Here is a 21713-nt window from a genome sequence, read left to right on the forward strand (position 1 = left end):
TCACGTGAACTCTTTGTCGCGCCGGTCGGGGTCGGCCAGGACCTTGCTGATGTGGGCACAGAGATCGAGCTCTGGTAGAGATTCGTACGTCAGATTCGCCAGTATGGTTGTCCCGGCCTCGAGAACCACGAATCGGCTCTGTCGCCGACCGACCGGAATACAGTGAGCAGTTACCTCGGCGGTACACGCGATGCGCTGATCCCCGATCCGCAGCGCCAGCAATCCGCTGGGCTCGCGATAGAACACCACCTTGACCTTGCCCAGGAAGGCATACATACCGGCCGGCTTCCCCACCGCGGCGAGGCCGGGGCTGACGCCACCGGATCGCGGGTCGAACTCCACCGGCACCCCGGGGCCGGAGAACGCCCGAAGCGCAAGGCGCGTTACCGCGACGGCCGGCTGCCTGGTCTGGTCCGAGACCGGCCGGAAGTCGGGGCTCGCGGGCCGCTCGGGCTCCCCGGACCCGGTCGGAAACTCCGGATCGCCCCGTCCGCCGGAGGGTTCCGGGTCCAGGGCGTCCGCAGCGCCGGGAATCAGGTCGGACGGCCTCCTCGGACCCTCCGGGGTATCGGCACCGCCTCCGGGACGGTCCGGCGGCCATCCCCGCATATGCTGGGTCAGCACATCGTAGATCATCTGCATCGGTTCGGCGGCCGCGGCGAACCCCTTGGCACCCAACTCGACCAACGCAACCCCCATGGCCACCGTCGGCGGCACGGAGGTAAGCGGCCCCGTCTCGGCGCTAGGCTGCGGAAGATACCCGGGAAAGGTCCGGCGTAGCCACTCGCCGTATCCGTATTGCTGCGCCTCGGTATTCGAAAGGTAGAAACTCCCCAGAGCCAGATTCAAGGCTTTCTCGGCCGCCGCGGGATCGCGATATCCGATCCTCTCACCGAACCCGTGGAGTACCGCCAGATACTCCGGGTGATTGGCCACCGCTGCCGGATACCGGCCGGACCGAACCATCGCCCACGCGAACTCCTGCAAATCCTCTGGAGCGCCATCGGAAAGTGCCGACCGGAAGTACTTCGCATTGAAGACCAGCTCGTGACGAATCTGCCCGTTCGCGGGATCCGGCACGGAAATCATCGCCACGAACCGATTCTCGGCGTTACCGGCGAACCGCTCGGATTGCTCGACCCCGACCCGCTGAATATCCAGGGTCGGCAGCAACCTGAATATGTCGAGGGTTGCCTGCGCCAGGCCCCGGACCCGCTCCTCGGACAGCCCCTCGCGATCCAGCCCGTACACCTCCACAGACTGCCAAGTGGCCTCGTACACCAGCCGATTCAGTTGCTGCTGAGCCGATAGTGGATCCAGTCCGGCGAACGGGCCGGTCGCTACCGCGTCCCGCGAATCGAACCCGAGCTCTTTCGGAGAGTCGGGTCGGCTCACCTGGTCGACGGCACCGGGTGCGGTGGTCCGCTCAACCTGCACGTGGACCGGCGCACCCAGATACTCCGGACGCTGTTGCGGATGGGTTTCCAGCTGCTGACGGCTGTCCCCCACACTGTTCGGGCCGGGCACGGCGGACTCGCCCGGATCCTCTCCGCCCTCACTGCCCGCGGCGACCGGTCCCAGGTACTCCGGGTTCACCGGCACGGTCTGGATGGGCCGATCCGGATCCGGCGACCATCCGAGCAGCCGATAGATTTTTTGATCGTCCAGCCCCATGAGCATTTCATATGTCAGTCGAACCGGTTCCCCTACCCGGCCGATCCCATCGAGAACTACTTCGGTGAAGGCATCGACAGGCCCGAGGTAGGCGTTGAACAAAGAGGTCGGCGTGAAGGCGAAGCCGCTGAAATGTTCGGCGAGCCAGCCGAGAAGCCCGATCTCGCTCAGTTCACCCAACGGTTCGGGACGAGTCCGGTAATACAAGCTCAGGAACCGCTTTATGTTCTGAGCGATTCCGCGGTTCACGCCGTGCACCATGGCCTGCCCGATCGCCTGGATACCTGTTGCGTAGGGGCTCGTGCGATACGCGCTACGCGTGCCGAACCCGGCGTATTGCCCGGCTACCGCATCACGGTATCCGACCGGATCTCGCGCGAATTCGGCATTGAATGTTATCCGGATTCCGTCGCCGGTCGGGTGTGCCGTGGACAGCATACCCTCCGGTACAGGACCGAACCCGACCTGGGAAATCGTCGGACGGACTCCACGTTCTCCGAGATGACCGACGGCATCGGCGAGTCCCCTGGTGTACTCGGAGACGATGCCCGGATCCAGGTCCGCATCGTCGAACCCGAAGACTTCCACACCGGCAGTACTGAGCATCGTCTCCAGCCGGGCAACCAACTGCGTTCCCGCCGCTTCCGGGCTCAGCCCTGCCCATTCCGCATGAGTCTCCGAATGTGGAATATCTCCGTCGGAGGGGCGCACATCGGGCTCCCTGGGCTGCCATGAGGACTCGACGCCGCGCGCCCGGACCGGCCCCTTGACATCACGGTCGACAACCTTCGGCGCGTTTCCGTCCTGCGCAACATTGATCTCTGCCAATAACAGGACGAGATCAGAGATTCTCCCGCGCTCGGCCGTCGCCAGCTCGGCCTCACTCTCGGCCAATGCCTCATTGATTTTTATTTCACCCGTATGCGTCACAGCATTGCGCGGGAGACTGTCGGACAACCACAGCGAACGGTGAATATCGGTCGCCCGACCCAGATGGTTACGAAGGAAGTGGTAATTCACGTTGCTCGGCGCCACGTCGAGCGCCATTGTGAAGTTATCCAATTCTCGGACATGTCCGACTTCATGACACCCGATCGCGTATGCGGCCTGCGCTGCTGCACCCTCCTGCCAGTAACCACGCTCAACGTCTTCGCGAACCTTGTTCTGGAACTCTTCAGGGTCGGAGATCTGTTCCACGTTGAACCAGATGGCCGCCCGAGTCCGTTCCCGGGTCAACGGATCGGCATTTCCTGTTGTCACCGCGTAGGCCGTATTCCACCTCGCCGGGTCGACCCCTACCGGCCCTTTCTCAGCGAAGCCGACCAACTGGAGAATGGAATGCCGATTGTCCTGGACGTAGTCGGCGATCGCCCGAGCGTAGTCCCGAACTATCGCCACGCATTCCCGGGGAACCAGTTCGAACCCGAGCACCTCGACACCACGGGAATCGAGCAGGGTCTGGTGCAGGAACCTTTTCAGCATGCGGCCGACTTGCGCCGGATCCTGCTCCTCCATCCACTCATAAGTGGTTGGCGCTCCCGGCAAATCGGTGTATTTCGGGTCTCCCGGATGTTGCCCGTTCGCCGGCACCTCGACCGCCCCCGGCATCCAGCCGACACCAGCAGGTTGGTCTGCTGTTCCGGCTTCACGAACTTCCGGTTCACCCACCAGGCTGTCGCCGTAGGCACCGGCGTCCAAGGCTTCGGGTATGGGTATTCCCCGGTCGACTGTGGGAAGAGACGCGGTCCGAACATCCCCCACATTGCGCGGCTCACCGCCCTCGTCGGCTCTCTGCGACGCATCGCGTCCCAGCGGTGAATACCCCAACCACTCGGCAAACTTTCCGTCCAACGCATCCAGCGCCCTGCGCACCCGCTCCGGTTCGGGACCTGGCTCTACTTCTACATACCGCACACCGGCTTGGCCACTGAACTCCACCACCGCCCGGCCCGGCTCACCTCGCACCGGTACGATCGCCAACGTCACCCGGATCACCCGGTCCAAGGATTCGACCTCCTCAGCCCGGATCGCGAATCCCGGGCCGAATCCGTCGAACAGTCCCGCGTTTCCGGACTCGATGTCCGCCAGTAGGGCAGCCTGGCCCTCGCTGATGACCTGGTCGGCCGTCGGCATCTCAACCTCCGGGTCCCACAGCGCACCGCGTGATTTGAACCGGCAATCGGTGTCCGACAGGTCGGCACCATGGCGCTGCAGCTCGTCGAGTACTTGCGCGGCATAGAGCGGATCGAGCATGGCATTGCCGAATCGGATCATGCCGTCTGGCCACAGCATTGCCAACTCTCCCGCAATCACTCGCCACATGCCGAATCCCGCGACTTCGTCAGCGGGGTCATCGGAGTCCGCATATTGCGCAAGGAGCTCTGCGTGACCGGGGTCAGCCTGAACGGTCATGAACTTCCCCGACGCGTTCATCACGAAGGCCTCATCCGCCCAGGAGGTGTACGGCTCATCATCAGGGTCCAGGAGCAGTCCGCCCGTGCCCAAAGTGAGCTCCGTAGACATCCCGAGTGGCTTGCTGGGCTCAACTCCGGGTGTCACAGTCGCATAGTGAGCACGACTGCGCGAACGCGCATCTCCCTCGCTATACGGTTGCACGTCGTCGGAACCATCCGAGGGTCCGGAAGCGTGGTATCCCTCGAGTGATTTGGAGGAAGTCTCGGATACGTTGCCGTCCTCACGCCCTGGTTCGCCAGGGCGTCGCGCTGCGGAATCAGCTTCATTACCAGGCTCATCTCCGGTTTCTTCAGGATCGGCCCGGATCCCCATCAGATCGCGTTCACCATCACGAGAACCATCCCCCGAATCCCGCACCGCCCCAAATGACCCCTGGGTAGGTGGCTCGCCGGATGTGACAGCGGATGGCGCGTACCACTCCAGCAGTTCGGCCAGCACTCGAACCGGTTGTGGCACCTGGACCGGTTCTTCCGATCCTTCTGCAGCCCGCACCCGGGAGTACGCCTCTGCCACCGCCTCAGGGCCCCGCAGTGAGAGTGTTCCGTCCGGGTTCTTCTTCGTGCTGTACGGCGAGAGCATCCGCAGCCATGCCTGGTAGTCGGCGCCTTCCCGCCTGGCTGCATCCATCAGTTCCGCTTCTGCCCTCAGGGATGCCTGGCATCCGCCTGCGTGATCGAGCGCGTGGCCGACCTCATGCCTGGCCAGTTTCTTCATCGACCGGATCTGGGATCCGGGCGGCAGCTTCCCGAGGGCGACGCCTTGCTCCATCGCGTCCCGCAGCCACAACGGGTTCCGCGCCGCCGCCCGGCTCAGAATGATCTCCGAGGTGTACTGCTTACCGGTTTCGGTGTCGAGGGCCCGTATCGCCTCACTGAATTCCTTGACGTCCTCCTCGTCCGCCATATCGCGGACGCTGAGCCCCCGCACATCAGCCGCCGGCGTCGCCGCCAGCTCTGCCGCGAGATTCCGTACCCAATCCCGCACCGCCGCGACACTGAGTTCCGCTGGATCACTGGTATCCGGTTTCTCGCCCCGCCTCGGCGGATCACTGAGTTCCGGCCCGAACCCCCACAGCCTCGCATTCGAAAACTTCTTCCGGATTTTCGGTACGAGATCCCCGATGGTGGTGGCCTCGGACCACCAATCGCTTCGGCATTCCTCGGGTATGTCCAGCAGATCGTCCTCGGTGGCCGCGAGCCGAGCACGGTCCACGGCGGGTTCGCCGGTCAGGCCGGCCGCCTGGAAGAGGTTACGTCCCTCGTCGGTCTCGAGCGCGGGGCCCGGATCCGATGTCATACCGTGCGCGTAATCCCATACGGCACCGAAAAACTCGCTGTAGGTCCGGCCGGGTGAGATCTCGAGTGCGGTGAGTTCGCGCAGTATGTTCGCCAAACCGTTGTCGTGCGCTTCCTGTGGGCTCGTCGCGGCCGACTCCGGAGAGTATGCCTTGGTATACACCCGCTCCAGTGGGAGAACCGGGAGCCCGGTACCGTCCGGCCCGTCCGTACCGAATGCCTGCCGCCACTGGCGCAGCGCCAGGATCGCCATGAACTTCGGCATTACCTGCCGGTCGAGCATGTCCACGATGAATTCGTCGCGAGATGCGGTCAGCAGGAAACGCACTACCTCGTCGGTAGTGCGGGTGTCGTGGTCGATATGCGCGGCCGCCTCTACGAGGGCGAGCATCTGTTCGGCCGGGGACGCGCCGGGATCGATTACCAGTAGCCGTTGCGCTGGATAGTACCGGTGGATGGCGTGGGACCGGTATTCGATCCGGACCTCGTTCTCCCGCAGGGTCATCACGGCAGCTGCGGGGATCTCGGTGCTCGCCAGCAGCTCTGTAAATTGTTGTATTTCCCGATCCACGTACTGCTGCGCCGCACCCGGCCATACCGTGTCCCGCTGATCCTGGCGCGCGGCAACCGGGGCGGACGGTTCCTCGATCGAGCGGACCCGGACCAGCCCCTCATCGGCGATCTCGACTTCGAGGTACTCCGTATGGAAGTCATCGCCAGACACGAAGGCGTGGCTTCGCGTAGTGACTTCCCTGAGGGCCTGGTGGTGCCCACCCTTGCTCGCCACGACCACGAGCCGGTCCGGCCGGCCGGACCGTCCTTCCGCCCAGGCGACATGATCGCTGATCGGCTCACCCTCCACCTGCGTCGCGAGCACATGCCCGACCGCCAGCGTGTGGGCGTGGTCCCGTATACCGTGCCATTCCGACAGCGCCCAGCGGTAGGTGTGGCTGAGGTCGGCCAGCCGGTGTAGCTCGTGGCGGCGGCGCCGCAGCCGAGCAGCCGCTTCGGTGGATCCGGCGGATTCGGCGGTGACGAGCTCGAGTTCGGTATCGAAGACTGCCCGGTCGATCGCCGGCTGGATATCGGAGCCGAGCGGATTCTCGGTGATCGAGAGATGCCCCGCCAGCAGTACCGCCTCCTTACCGGCCGCATGCCGCCGCAGATCTGCGGCTTTCAGGTCCAGCATGGTGCGTCGCAGCGCCTCGTCGTAGCCTGCTTCGGGGAGCTGCTGCCAGCCGTCGGCGGATTCCGGCGGGCGCTGATTCCGATATTCCCTCCAGGTCATGCGGTACTCATCGGCCAGTTGGGCCTCGAGCAGATCGCGCACTTTACCGGCAGCACGCTCATGCGCCCGGACCGCGCGGCGTTCAGCAGACTCGGTGCCCTCACCCGCCTCGGCGTAGTACGCAGAGATCCCGGCATAGTAGGCGTTCGCCGACGCGAATTCCGCGACCGGATAACCCTGGGCGGTCAGTTCCTCGGCAAGTTCGATCACCAGCATTTCTGCTGCGTGGTCCAAGTCGATACAGGCCGCGGTGTACTCGAAGCGCTTCATCGCCAGCGGGTCGGGAATGAGACCCTTCTGCCGCTTATCCGCCTCCACTGCGAGACGCGCCAGGGTCGTCAATTGAGTGAGCAGACCGGACCCCGTGGTGAAGACACGTGCTGTCTGCGACGACGAATCGTACACGCCGAGAGCCGATCCGCCCTCGCCGGGATCGAATTCGGTGAGCTCGACCCGAACCCGGTTCTCACCCAGCATTTTCAGGATCTCCTGGCCGGTCGCGGTCCGGCCCAGCAGGTGGTAGATCTGCGGCTCCGGGGCGTCGAGAGCCACCGTCATGAGGTCACGGGACAACCCGTTCTCCGGGACACCGCCGACGCGCATATCGACCGGCTCCGCTCCGGAATCGCCTCCGGGCATCAGTCGCGTCCGCGCCACATCGACTGCGACACGTGCGCGCCGGAATTCGGCCAAGGTATGGGCCGTGGTGGGTTCGACGAGGTTCGCGATGAGGCCCGCCCGATGTAATTGGGCGCGAATGGAATAAGGCATGGCCCAATAGGCTTTCAGCCATCCGCGCACAGCATCGGCGTACTCGACCGCCGACTTCCGCTGGGCCGCCGACGCGGCCGGATCCCGATACACCCGCCGCGCCGCATCGAGCGCATGCACAAGCCCGCGGGACTCCCGCACCAACTCCTGCATCGCCGGCCGGTCCTTTATTCCGGTCACTGCGCAAGCCTCGGTGCGCGCCTCATGCACACGATCCGCGGCGTCCCGCAGGGCGTCCCATCCGAGCATCACCGCACCGAACGAACCGCCTGACCCATCCGTCCGACCGGCGGCAACAGCGGATAGCAGGCTCATTCCAGGGTGAACAGGTCCTCCCGGAGCGATGGCCTCCAGCGCCATCAGGTGCCGGTCGCTCTCGTCGGAATCGCGGCCCTCAGCGGACCCTTCTGCCGCTGAACTGTTGTTGTCTTCGGCCGGATCCGGCAAACCGGCAGGCCCGCTCGGGCCGGATTCCGGCCTGTCTGTGCGGGAGGTCCGCGGGTCGCCGGCGAACGAAACGGGAGCAGACCGAGATCCCGAGACTTCTTTCTCCGCCGATTCTGTCGCGTCGGCACCCGCATTCTCCTGTGCGGGTTCACCCGGAAGTTCCGGATCGGCATGCGGCCCGCGCGCGCGGTCTCGCTCGGTTGCCGCCGAGCCAGGGAAAATCTCGGCGATTCCGGCCAGGAATTCGCCTGCTGCGTCATCGACCTCGCCCCTCGCTGCAGCAACCGCGTCGGCCGCGTCGGCCGCGGCGAGGAGGTCCTCGACGATCTCCGCCTCGTCCCTCCTCGCGTGGTCGAAGACGCCCATCACCTGCTCGTACAGGTCCTGCAGCACAGGAGGGAGATGCCTGTCGAACCATCGCCGAAACTGGTTCCGGGGACCGTCCGCGGAGTCGGTATAGCCGCCGCGGGCGTCCCGACTTCGATGCTCGGCGGAATCATGTCCAGGTGCACCGTTGTCGATCCCGTCAGATCCGCCATGCTCCCGCACACCGGGAGCCTCGGGCTCCACCACAACCGAGTCGGTGAGCGCACGCAACGCAGTCTCCAGCTCGTCGATCCGGCGCAACGCGTCGCTGCGCCGGGAGGAGTGATCGCTGCGACGCTCCTCGTCCGAATCAGCCGAACTCGGGCTCGCGTCGCGAATTGATGACAGCGCGTCCGCCTCCCACTCTGCGGACAGCAGCTCGATCTGCTGTCGCAGCTGAGCCAGCTGCATTCCGGGTACGCCGTTATCGACCTCGAGCGTGATCCGATAGTCCAGGTCATCCAGTTTCCGATCGAGCCACGCCCACCTCGCATTCCAGTAGGCGGCCGCCGAAATGTCCGGGTCCACCGCCGCCTCGATCTGGTCGACCTCCTTCAACAGCTGGACCGCTACGTCCGAGCCGAGTGCACCCGCCCGCTCGGCAGCTGTGATCTCCGCACGAGCCTGCTGAACATCGGTGAGGAATTTGCGTCGCCCATCGGGACCCCAATAGCTGTCCCGGAGCGTGCGGACGAGTTCGGCCGCCGAATCGTAAACCTGAGATTCGTCGAATACCTGCCCTGCTCTCGTATGGATTCGAAGCCGGGTATCCCCCGCATCGCGTAAGGTCTCGAAATACTCGGGAAGGCGGGTGCTGTCGCCAAAACTCCGATCATGGACGTGTGGGGGCATGTAGACATCCTCACCACGCACGACCCGCAGGATCATCGACAGCCTACTGACCTGGCCGGGAACAGCGAGAACCTCGATATCCACCTGATAATTCCGCCTTATGAACTGCCTGACCAGTTTGGCAGCACCATCCGGCGACCCGAATGTCTCCTCCACCGCCACGTTGTACCCATGGTCGATGGCGTACTCGAGTGCCATGACAAACCAGGCCGCCGCCTCCGGAACAATCGGGTGCGCTGGATTGAGGACACCGCTCGCCACCAGCGCCGCATATTCGGGATGGAATTCGAACATCTGATTGGCGGTGAGATGCACCAGCCCTGGGGCGCCGAACGCGTTGGCCCAATGCGCGGTCAGGGTCGATTTTCCGGCCCCGGTCTGGGCTATCAGGATCACCGCCCGAGGCGGTCCGTCCTCGACCGCACTCCTTCCCTCGAAGAACGCGGGCACGATCTTGTTGTCGAAAATTCTCTGCAGGGAATCCTCTGTCAGCCGGTATTTCGCACTGTGCAACAGCACTTCGAGAGTGCCGTGGATATCGGCGCGAACGTCGGCGATAAAGGCTTCCCTCGCATCAGCCGTGGACAACTCACCGAAATGCCGCCAAATCGACTCGATGGTTTCGGCCCCCAGGTTGTGCTCGGTCAACACCTTTCTGAGGGCAACCACCTGTGGCAACGTCCGCCCGTACCGGTCGTCCCGGCTCGGCATGCCGGGTTGTTCGGCCCGTTGTTCTTCGGATGCCCGCTGGACCAGCAGATCGTGGCCCATGCGGGTATCGCCGACCTCTACCACCACCCCGGTATCGACGTACACCCGCTCGGCCACTTTCACCACAGAGAAGTCCCCGGCGAGCTTCTCGCCCCACAAAAACACCTTCTCCGGCGAAACGACATGTCCCGAATGCGTACTCACCAGCCAGTACTCGCAGGCACCGACTTCACCTTCACGGGGATCGAGGTCGTAGCCGGGCAACAGTTGCCGCCACCAATGCTGCCCGTGCTCGGCGATCCGGGTCGGCAGTACGTCCTCGTACCACTGTAGCCTCAGCCCCTCCCGCCAGCGCGACCCGAGCGCCTCCCAGTCCCGGCACAGCTCCGTCTTCCCACCGGGTGGCAGCTCGTCCCACCAACGCTGTTCCCGCTCCGCACGCTGTTTGCGGGACAGTTTGTTCCACCACCGCCGTGCCTGCGCCGCGCGCTCGTCCGGTGTGAGCCTCGCCCACCACCGCTGCTCACGCCGCAGCAGTTTCTGGAAATGGTCCGCCATCATGGTGACGATCAGCTCGCGGGCCTCATACTCACCGGCCACTTCGTAGGCATGCCCCACCTCGTGCATGGCCAGCGCATAGGCCGGACGGGCCCGATACGCCTCCGGGAAATGGCCGGCTTCGACCTGCTCGTCCATGTACTCCGCCAGCCGCCGGCCATCCGCCACGAACCGGGTATTGAACGTTATCGTTTTCACGTACTTGCGGCCATGGCGGTCGATATCGAATTCGGTTCCCGCCATCCGATACCGGCCCAGATCGGCGAATCCGATCCGCTGGGGCACCACTCGAGCATTCGGGGCTTCCGTGAAACCGTCCTGGAGTCCTCGGGCGAGATCCCGCAATACCACCTCGTCCAATATCGTCGGACCAGCTTGCTCGGCGCCGGTTCCTCCTGCCGTAGGCACCACACTGTCCGGCAGCGTATGGTGCTGCGCAGGAAAGCCGAACAGCTCGATTTCCGCGCCGGGGAATGCGTCGTGCAGCATCTCGGCGTAGGCATCCCGCATGCCGAACAAGGGCACGTCACACCAGTCGTCCTCGACCTGCTCGCCCTGGCGATCTGTGTACCGGTCGGCAGAATTCAGGGGACGCACACCGAGGGCGTCGTACACCGCATCGTGCAACTGTGTGCCCAGGGCGCCCGGGGGGTCGGTTATCGGACTGAACACTGCACCAGGATTGAGGCCGAGACCGAGCCGGAGATCGAGTCCGGCGGTGTACATACCACGCACGACCTCGTAGAGCGTGTGGTGTTGCGGCATCAGGGACGCCAGAATGGCTGCGGCGAAATCTTTTTCGAATACTTTGGGCGCCTGCAGCCATCGGAAACGTGCGGCCATCCTCAACCCGGTGCCGGCAACCCCTGACATAGTGTCGATTCCGTGCTCGCGGTTAACGCGATAGGACCACTGGTGGTCCTTATCGAATTCGATACCGGCCATGCCCGGACGCCACGGAAGCAGGACTTCGAGGCGCTCCGGTTCCAGGTCACTCACCTTCGTGAGATCCTGCTCGGCACCGACCTCGTGGAAGAGTGCGACCCCTGTCACGACGGCATTGCCGTCAGCGTCTCGTACCAGGGTGCCGTGCGAATCCTGAAGGTACTGCGGGCTCACGCCGCGGAGAGTTTCGTACACTTCCATGAGTCGGGACTTCAGCTCCTGGGTGTCCACCCAGCCTTCGGAATCGCGTGGAATCCCGAGATATGTATTCGTTCGCGGATCACAAAGCATGACCCGATCGCTGGGCAGAGCCGCCCATTCCCGGTCCGACAGCGGCATTCCGAGCGCCCGAAAGTCTTCCGCAGTGAGTGACCACGGCAATGTGTCCGGCTCCGATCGCCGCTTCCGCCCCTCATAACAGTGAATGAGCTCGGAGAGAACGGCATCGCGGTCCGGATCGCTCGGCGCAGTGTGCTCGGTGTAGATATCTTCGGCGATGATCACAACCGGATCTCCGCCGGTGATCTCTGTCCGCATCCTGCCGAGCGCCTCGACATCGAACCCTAGCCGGTGCGCCTCTGTTTCCCAATCTTCCCGATTGAGGAGCGCGGCAATACCCTCGTCAAGAGTAGTTCCCGACGGAACAGGTATTTCCCGGCTGCGGATCATGCCATTGAGCACCGCCGCCATCACTTCACGCAGATTTCCTTCGGCCAGAAGCACTTCCAGTGGCACCGACCGCAACACCATGCCGCCTGCGGTCGCATTCTCCGGTGCATAAAAGGCGTTGTCGATCTCCGCATCGCTCGCGTTCGGATACAACTCGTGCAGCACAGCGCGCAGATGAACCAGCATGGCTCGCGCGGCGGTCAGAACCTCCGGCCGGTGGTAGAGCGTGGCGGCCAGATGGATCTCCTGCTCGGCATGCTCGTGCGCGAAACGCGGATCACCGGCGTACCGGGGTGCGGTCCAAGAGTCCCTGCGGATGTGTAATTCGTCGATGGCGGTGGCGCCTACCAGATTGTCCCTCGGTCGACCGCCGTCCGGCACGTCGACCGCCGAGTCGGCATCCGGCGCTGTAGCCGACCCGATTTTCCGGCGCGTCCGGGCTGCCACCGACTCGACCAAAGCCAACCAAATCGCCTGTTCGGCCACATTGAGCTCACCAGACCCGCGACGATCTGTACGACTCGCGACATGAATGATCGCAGCCTCGACGCTCAGCTCGAGGTCGGCGTGGAAGCACCCGGCGGGCAGCTGACGTCGCAACCACTGCCGGAAACCGTCTCTGATCTCCGCGAGCTCCCGACCGAGTGCGTCGTACCCGGCCACGTCCAATCGCCGCAATTTCTCCGTATGTTTCAGCTGCAGAGCCTGGTATTCGCCTACGCCTTTCGGGCCGGCGTATTGCCCGAACAAACGGTCCATGGCACGGCGCTGCACGGCCGGCTCGGATACAAGCGTCCGGAATTCGTCCGGCCCCACCGCCGGCGGGACCGAATCGGTGTCGGTGCCTGTGGTGTCGGAGGATTCACCCACATCGGACTCCGTCGGCGCAGGCATGGGTGCGACCACTGCTTCGGTGTCGAGGTTGTACAGCGGGAACCGATACCCCAGCCAATCCAGGATGACCGTGACCCGCTGCGACCACGGCGCATTCCGCGAGTGGGATGTCCGGACCACGAGATCATGTAGCAGCTGTACCGGCGCGCTCACATTCTCTTCGTTCAATGCCTGCGCATACGCTTCGGCTACGGCCTCCCGCGCATCAAATCTGCCGTCCGCTTCGAAGCTGTACCCGACGAAATGATCCTGCAACCACTTCTGGAAGCTCGAAATATCCGGGTTACCGAGCTTGTTCGCCATGTAGTAGTGCAGCAGCACCTTCGATGCCAGCTTTTCCGGCAGGCACCCACGATCGAATGCCAGCACATGCCCGAACTCGTGGTCGATCAGGGTGCCTATCGGGCGGTCCGCGGCACACTGCACGCGGAACCGGCTGTGAGCAGCAGATTGCGCATCCCACCACAATCGCCCCGGATTCTTCACAGTATCCAGATTGATGAATATCTCGGCCGACGGTTTACGAGTGCGCCCGGTCGAATCGCGGTACGTCCTCGAAGCACGGTAGGTTTTGGCATCGAACCTTCCCCAGGCATCGCCTGTGACCGGATCGGCGCCGATGATACTGATGCCGCTGAGGCGGGCACGGGGATTCTCCCGCATACGGATGATCAGGCGTCGAGCGATCTCGCGTGCTGCTTCGGGATCGATATCCGGATGGTCGAAACCACGCACCGTGAAATTCCGGTGACGCCGGTGCACCGCCCTGATCATTTTCTCCAGTTCGATCGCGACTGCCGGAGGAGAAAGCTCGGACCATTCATCGGGAACCGGCACACCGAGCTTTTGTGCCGATGTCATAGGCGAAATCGCTACGGATTCCTCGTATTTCTCGCCGAGCGTTCTCGGCTTCACCCCATCTTGGGCTTTCCAGAGATTGTAGAAAAACCGTTGGGCCGGCCCGACCCGATCACTGTCCACTCCGTGCACCGCCGCCACTGTGCAGGCATGGATGAAAGCGGTCGACGGCCGGGTCGCACGGATCCGGCCGAAATCGTCAGTGAATGTGACGGTCAACCATTTCCGAAAACCCTCCTGAGTGGGCGACTCCGGAGTGTTGTCACGGTAGTAATGCCGGGCATGCTGATCGAAAACGAGTCCGGCCATCTCGCCGTTCAGCTCGAAGTCCGCCTTCGCTAGTCCCTGAACCATCAGCGCGTAGGCCGGCCGATCGTGCACCGCCGACGGAAGTATCCGTGGATCGGTGATCTGCTCGAGGAACCGGTCACCACTGGGCGTCGGGCCGCCGGAGCTGTCCGCGGGTGGTTCGAAGAGCCGAGCATCGAGTACGAGCGACTCGACATACCGCTTGCCGGTATCCCTATCGATCCCTGTGGTCACATCGATGCGATCCGGGTCCGGTGTGGTGTCGATGACGATCTTCCGCACATCCAATGCCGGCTCGTTGGTGAACCGGTCGACCATGGCCCGCGCAAATTCCTGTACCGCCACGTCGGTGACACCCGGCCGGACCAACCCGGCCAACTCGATATCGCGGCCGGCGATACTGCGCAGCCGCTCGTGCAACCGATCGACAACGTCCTGCGGGGTCGAGTCCGACCACTCGTCCGGCTTCGGCACACCGTATCGTTCGGCGTCCTCTCCGGGAGTGAACCGTCCCGGCCTCGGCGGCACCTGATCCGGATCGCGCGAGCCCGCCCCGGCGTCCGACTCGCGCAGGCTCGCCGCCCCACCGGAATAGCTCACGTCCGCGGGTACTTCAGCGGCATCGTCCGACTCGACGCTTTCGGCGGGCGCGGTATCACCAGGTGAACCCGGTGCGCCGCCGTCGGCAGGTGGCGCGTCGGCTCGCGGTGGCGTGGTGCCCGGATTCCGGCCTAGGAGGAGGTGCGTAATCACCTTGACCCCGACCGCCAACGCCGCCGGGTTCGCCGCATACCTCGGGTCGTGGATGTCGAAATTCGGCCTGTCCGGCCACCCGACCCCGATATTTACGTACACCCCCTTCCCGCACTTCTTCATCAGCACCCCGAAGTCGTCGCTGCCCGGAGACGGCAGACGGGTGCCCAGACCTTGCGGCCCGAGCGCGTCGACGACCGCGGCGCGCATCTGCTGGGCTGATTCCGGGTGGTTCAGGACCGGCGGGGCGACCTCCCTCAATGTCAGGTCGTAGCCGAGTTCGGAATTGGGCGGGAGGTCAGCATTGCTGAGTATCGCGGTGACGCACTTCCGTACGGTGGCCTTCAACGTGCGCATGTCGCCGTTGTCGTACAGTTCTTCGCTGTAGAGGCGGATACCGCCGAGCAAGCTGCCCTTGGGGGGGATGACATTGAATGTCGACCCGGTATGTGCCGCGCCGAATGACATCGCCAGCAAGGATTTCCGCCCGATGATGCCCAACCTCCGCAGTTGGTCGCGAACCAAGGCCGGGAGACCGGTCAGCAGCTCACCGAGGCGTTTCGGCACATTGTCGGATTCGCCGGGACGGGAACCGTGACCGCCGAGACCGTCCACACCCAGTTCGACACCGATAGCGGCGGCGTTCATCTCCCCCGTGAGAACAGCGACGGTCCCGGCTGGCAACGTGGAATCGGTGTGCATCGCCGCCACATCGGTGACGCCCTCCATTGCGCCTGCTTTTACCAGCGCCGTCGCCCCGGTACCGACCTCTTCGGCACGCTGCCACATGAAACGCACCCGCACGTCGAGGTGCTGTTCCATCTGTTTCACCGCCTTGGCGGCGTGCAGCGCGATGGTGGTGTGCACATCGTGGCCGCATGCGTGCATGACGGGCTTCTCGTTACCGTTGGCATCGATACCGGTGGCGGTGGAGGCGTACTCCAGGCCGCTCTCTTCCCGGACCGGTAGCGCGTCTATATCGGCCCGGTACCCGACGAGGGGGGCGTCCTCGGGACCGATATCACAAGTGACGGTGACTATCCGACCGTCGTCGTCCTTCCAGATCTTCGGTTCCAGCCCCGCGGCATCGAGCTCCCGTACTAAGAAATCGATCGTTTCGTGCTCCTGCCAGGACAGCTCAGGGTTCCTGTGCAGGTGCTCGAAGTCCTTCTTCATGGCCGGCTCGTCCCGGTTCACCCAGTCCTCGACCTCCTGCCGGAGATCGTCCGGCAGGACTTCGTAGCCCGGGCCATCGCTGAGCCCTTGGTCCGAACCACTGTCGTCGGCCGTGGCCTCGAGTTCGCGGGCTACGGTCGCCGCCACGGCCGGGTCCGGGTACACCTCGAGGAGGAGACGAGCGATACGCGCCTCCAGGGCAGCACGTGCGGCGGGGTTCCGCGTGGTATGCAACGCAGCAACGAGTTCGTCGTATGTCGTATCCCATCGCTTCAGCTCATCGGACGTTCGATCGTCGAGACCGATGCGGACAATCTCGGCGGGACGAATTGTGAATTCGAAGGAGCCCGGGAACTCGTGCGAGGAGGCGCTGTTGTCGCGCAGACGCCGCATTTCCGCAGCCGCATCGCTACCGACATGGCTTTCCAGACGCTGGTTGCGCTGATGCGGTTCGGCCAGCACAACAGTCGAGATCGACCAACCCTGCCGGACCAGGTACTCCGCCGCGTGCAGTTTCCGGAACGCCGTTGCGCTCGTCGCTTCGGCCAGCGTCAGAACGATAACGCCGTGCCGCGTTCCGTGGTCCGCGAGATCCAGAGTGAACGCCGAGCCTGGTACCTGCACCTCGACATTCGACTCCAGCTCGTCGTACGGTGCCGATTTACCCAGCTCATCCAGGTAAAACCGCCGCTTGGCCCGCATCGCGGCCCACGTGCGTTCGGACTCGTACTGTGCCGCATTCACTTCCTGCGGGGTTGCGGGGACAGCGACCGGCTCCATCACGCCGGAGTCGACGGGCGGATGCAACACAGTCTCCTGCTGGTCGAGCCGGTGCAACGCACCGCTCCCCCGGCCGTCCTGATCGCCGTGACGCTTCTCGCCCGAATTCGCCGAACTCGGGTTTGTCTCGGGAATTGATGCCAGAGCGTCCGCTTTCCGCTCCGCGGACAGCAGCTCGATCTGCTGCCGCAGCTCAGCCAGATACTTTCCGGGTTCGCCGTTGTCTACCTCATGCCTGATCCAGTAGTCCAGGTCGTCCAGTTCCCGTTCGACCCACGCCCACCGCGCATCCCAGTACGCGGCCGCAGATACCTCCGAGTCCGGAACTGCCGTCACATCGTCACCTGACGACACACCCGAATCATCGAGCGGCCCATCCGATTCCCCCGGCACCGGGGGTATCGCATCAGCGCCGGCACCCGAACCACCCAGATCCGTGACGACCGCATGCTCACCACGGCTGTGCTCAGGTTCGGCATCCAGGCCGAGGTTTCCCACGCTGTCCGCTGACCTGGCTGGCTCGGCGCCAGACCCCTCCTCCGACTCCTGGGTATCCGATACGCCGACTTTCGGATCCGGCTCCGCCGGCTCCATCGATTCCGCAAGTTCCGCGATCGCATCGAGTTCGACGAGGAGCGGTTCCCATTGCGCGGGTTCGTTCTCCGCTTTGTCCCGCTCCTCCTCCACGATCGCACGCAGGTCGGCCAGGTCCGCGATGAGTTCGCGGTACGCCTCGGCAGTCAATACGGTGCGGCCCGCGACCAGGGCACGCAGGGCTTTGAAGGTGCCGTCGCCGGGGGATGCGTCGTCCAGGAGTGGACCGGCACGGTTGCTGACCCCGATTTTGCTCACACCGAGGTCGTATTCCCCGGATTCCAGCAAGTAGAGCAGCTCGCCGGTGTTCCAGAACCCTTTGTCGTGAGTGCCGGTGTCGACCATACGGCCCGGATCTCCGTCGAGACGCATCTGGACGAACCGACGGATGATCGACAGCCGGCTCACCGGCATCGACTCCGACATGAATTGGAGTTCGACGTCATAGCCTTCATCTTTGAACCGCTCGATCAACGCCGCGGTGCGCTCGGGGCTGGACACCGCAGTTTCCATGACCGCATGGAAACGATTCTCGATGACTGCGTCCACCAGATCATTTCGCCAGGAAACGATCACGTTGTCGGCGGGGAAATGGCCGGTAGCCAGGTCGTCGGCACGCGCATATCTGTCGTAATCCGGGTGATAGTCCTTGAAACTGTCGGCGTTGATCGGAACCGCGCCCTCGCCCTCCGCGAAGCCGGCCATCAGACTTTCCATCAATGTGGTTTTGCCGGCGGCGGGTTGCCCGATCACCACCACCAGCTTCGGCCGCTTCGCTGTGACCGGCCTGTGCGCGCCACACAGGGCCGCCCAGATCTCCTGGAATATATCCCGGGCGCGCGGGCTATAAGGATTGATCAAGGCTTTGTCCCCGAGCAACTCCAGCCGCTCGGCATCTTCCTCGGTGAGCGGCCGCGGGTTCTCCAGATCGCCCTGCGGCCCGTACACTCCGGGGTCCGCAGCGGCGAGTTCTTCACGCTGTTCCGGTGTACCGACCGACCGGGCCGCGGGGTCCGGTGCCGAGGAATCCGGACCGTCGATCCGTCGGCGAGGGAACCGGCCTTCATGTGTGGGGTCGTCCAGGGGCGCCGCCATCGGATCCGGACCGTCGGTTACCGGGCGTGCCGATTCCTCATCTACCGGTTCCCGCCGGTCTGCTCCGAAGGTCTTTGGGTCACCCAACGGCGACGACGGATCGTTCGCCAGAGTAATCAGCAGTTCGTGCAGGACAGCATACGGCCGTGGCATTCCACCCGGACCGTCACGCAGGTATCGGGCATGGACCTCCCCGAACGCTTCCTTCGCCCGCAAGGAGCCATCCGCATTGCGGCTGTTCTTCGTGAACTCCCTCAGCCACTCCTGAAGATCGGCCCCCTCTTGCTCGGCCACCCATGCCAGGTAGCCCGCCGCACGGGCGGACGCCTGTCCTTCGCCGGCGTGTTCGAGTGCATGGCCCAGTTCATGCCCGGCCATTTCGTCCATCGGCCGCAGTTCCACATCCGGCGGGTACCAGCCGTCATCCACCCCTTCCGCGGTCAGATCCCGGAGTAGCTGCGGACTCTTCGCGACCACCCGGCTCAGGGTGATCTCGGAGGTATACGGCTTCCCAGTTTTCAGGTCGAACGCGCGCTGCGCCGCACTCAGCCAGCCCACAGCCATATCCCGGACCCCGAAACCCCGTACATCCAGTCCTGGAACCAGCAGGCGTGTCTGCGCCAGGCGTTGCTCCAACAGCCGCGCGAACTCCCGCAACGCGGCGATATTCAGTTCGGACGAATCGCTGAGATCGTGGACGAACGGCGGAATGGGAGCATCACTGTGTTTTCCCCCCAGTCCTCGCAACTGGAATCCCTTGAACCTGGCACGCATCATGGCAACGAACCCATCGAGGGTCTCCACCTGTGACCATTCATCATCGCGCGCAGTCGCAGGCACATTCAACGCATCATCGTCGGCTCCTGCAGCCCCGCTGGCGGCAACGGTTGCCCTGTACTGATCTGCCCCCTCGGCAAAGCCGGGTACTCGGGGATCCACCGATAGGGTCGGCTGGCTCGGAGGCGCCAACGGCACTGCCCGATAGGCAGTGGCTACACCTTCCGTGTCACCTATCGACTCCCGAACACCAGCAAGGCGCCCTATGACCCCAGCAGTACCAGACTCCTGTGAGCCTGGGTCACCGTCAGCCGAATCCGGTACCGCCGCCACATCGTTGCCCGGCGTAACCGGACGAGGACCATCCGATATGGCGACACCATCGTCGGAATCCGCTTCGGACAAACGGGCACCGGAATCCAGCGCGAACACCGCCGCGGGCCGAGCGGTGTCTCCGAGGCGTTCGAGCCGCTTCGCCCGCTCACGGAAAAGATCGCTACCGGCACGAACTGCCTCCGCCCATTCTGCGGGTGTCGAGAACAGATCCTTGTCGAAGTCCGCAAGCGCGCTTGGTGAGAGTCTGTTGTTCTCCAATGACCAGTTCATCAACAACCGCGAAAAGCGGCCACTGAAGTCGTGCCATGGGTGGATGGAAACGAGACGCTGCTGGAGCACGGCAGCTAGACGATACGGGTCTGTGATGTGCCTGCGGCGAGCATCGTTGTACCAGCTACACGTCCGCTCCAGTTCATCCAGCTTCGCCTCAGCAGATGAGACACCATATTCGATCGCGGCATAACGGAAGGGCACCCCGTTCCCGGGATCGGATGCTTCGATGAGCTTCAGATATGGATTCGCCTCGACGATGGATCTCTCCTCGTCAGTAAACGGATGTGAGTGCCCAGCTTGGCGCCTGCCATCCGCCAGGACTCCACCGATTACAGGTTTGGAGAAGTGAGCCAGGCACCGATGCAATTCGACCATCACTTCCACGGTCAGGTCCGCGTCACCGTAGTTCCGCAGCAGAATTCGCGCATTCAGGTGGCCTGCCCAATCGCGGCTGCCGAACCTCAACTCGGGATGCTGATCGCTATCGAGGACGAGTGGATTCAGAAACTTTGGCTCGATCAGCAGGCTTGCCTCCAGAGCACGGTGAGCCCGAGTGCCCAGCCCCAGCTCCGCTTCCAGCTCACCGACTGCGGATTTGATTTCAGGGTCGAGGTTTTCAGTGTTCCCGGGCACCCGGTCGCCTTCAAGGTCAGGACCTGGCCGCATACTGGCTTCCAACGCGTCCAGGGCCAGACCACTTATCTCCGGCACGAGCGTATGAAGAACATCGACCAGGTCCTCGCCACTGGCTGGGGGGAAACCTTCGGCCACCAAGGCAGTGTCCGGGAGCAACACCTGTTCAGGCTGCAGCCCCTCCGATTCGACAGCAACGGTGGGCGCTTCAGCACCCCCTGAACCGGGTTCGCCGCCGTGGGCCGATAAGGCACCGTCTGCGCTGCCTGGACCACTGTCGCCGACACCACCGGGGTTGCCGTCGTTACCCTCAGGCGTCTCGGCGTCATCGCCGAATCCGTCCTGATCTACTTCGTCACTCTCGGTGAGCAGCCGCGGGTTTGCCGGATCGCCGTCCGAACCCCCGAGGTCACTCCCGGTGTTCTTCTCCGAGTCGGTAACCGGCCACAATGAAACCTCGAGCATTGATTCCGGAACAGCCGGAGCCAGGGAAGCGGCGAGATTCCGCGTTCTCCCGACCTGTCGATCACGCCGGGCAATCTTGTTCAATGTCTGTTCCACCGGGTTCCCCTGGTCCGGTATGGAGGTGCGCGCGGTCTGCAACGCCGCGCGGATATCGAGGCCACCTGCATCCGCCCAGGTCGTCGTACCCACCCGATCCACGAAGACATAACCGCGATCGGGGGGCAGCTGCCTTTCCAACCAATCGCGGTAGTCGGCGAGGATCGACGTGATCCGTGCCGCGTCCTGTTCGTAGCCAGTGGGATCCGAGGCCCGTCGTTCCGCTGTCTGCCGGCGCATTAGCTCAGGAAATACTCCTCGATCCGGAATATACATGTGCAGCCGCTGGGTCCAGTACAGCTCCCACAACACTTCGGCCACAGAATTTTCCGAGGTCGGGCCGGCATCGTAGGACTTCGGAATGCGCTGGAAATTTGTCTTGCTCCCGGATGCCGACATCTGACCATCGGACCCCTCGGACCCGCCGGAGTCGGCCCGCTCCGAATCGCCGCCCCGCACATCGACCACATGGAAGGGGGTACCCTCTTGATCCAAGAGGACGAAGTTCGGGGCAGCTGCGTTGAGCGTGCCCGCCGAGACACCGATCAGCTCATGAAAAGCCCGCCACGACTCCAGTGCGGGCTTATGTCTGCCTAGCACCCAGTTTTTGACCGAAGAGCGAC

The 21713-nt window shown here is 63.9% G+C and carries 1 protein-coding gene (cut by a window edge); it reads right to left on the reverse strand.

Annotated features, from left to right (window positions below; all coding sequences use genetic code 11):
• Positions 1-21713 carry the 3' portion of an amidohydrolase gene (locus ACQEVO_RS16355; RefSeq protein WP_432913864.1) on the reverse strand. The gene runs 14977 nt beyond the window's last position, so 21713 of the gene's 36690 nt are visible here — the last part of the coding sequence; its start codon lies off the right edge, out of view — the gene reads right to left on this strand; it ends in the stop codon at positions 1-3.

Origin of the sequence: Nocardia sp. CA-290969 (assembly GCF_050936135.1) — a bacterium.
Taxonomy (GTDB): Bacteria; Actinomycetota; Actinomycetes; order Mycobacteriales; family Mycobacteriaceae; genus Nocardia.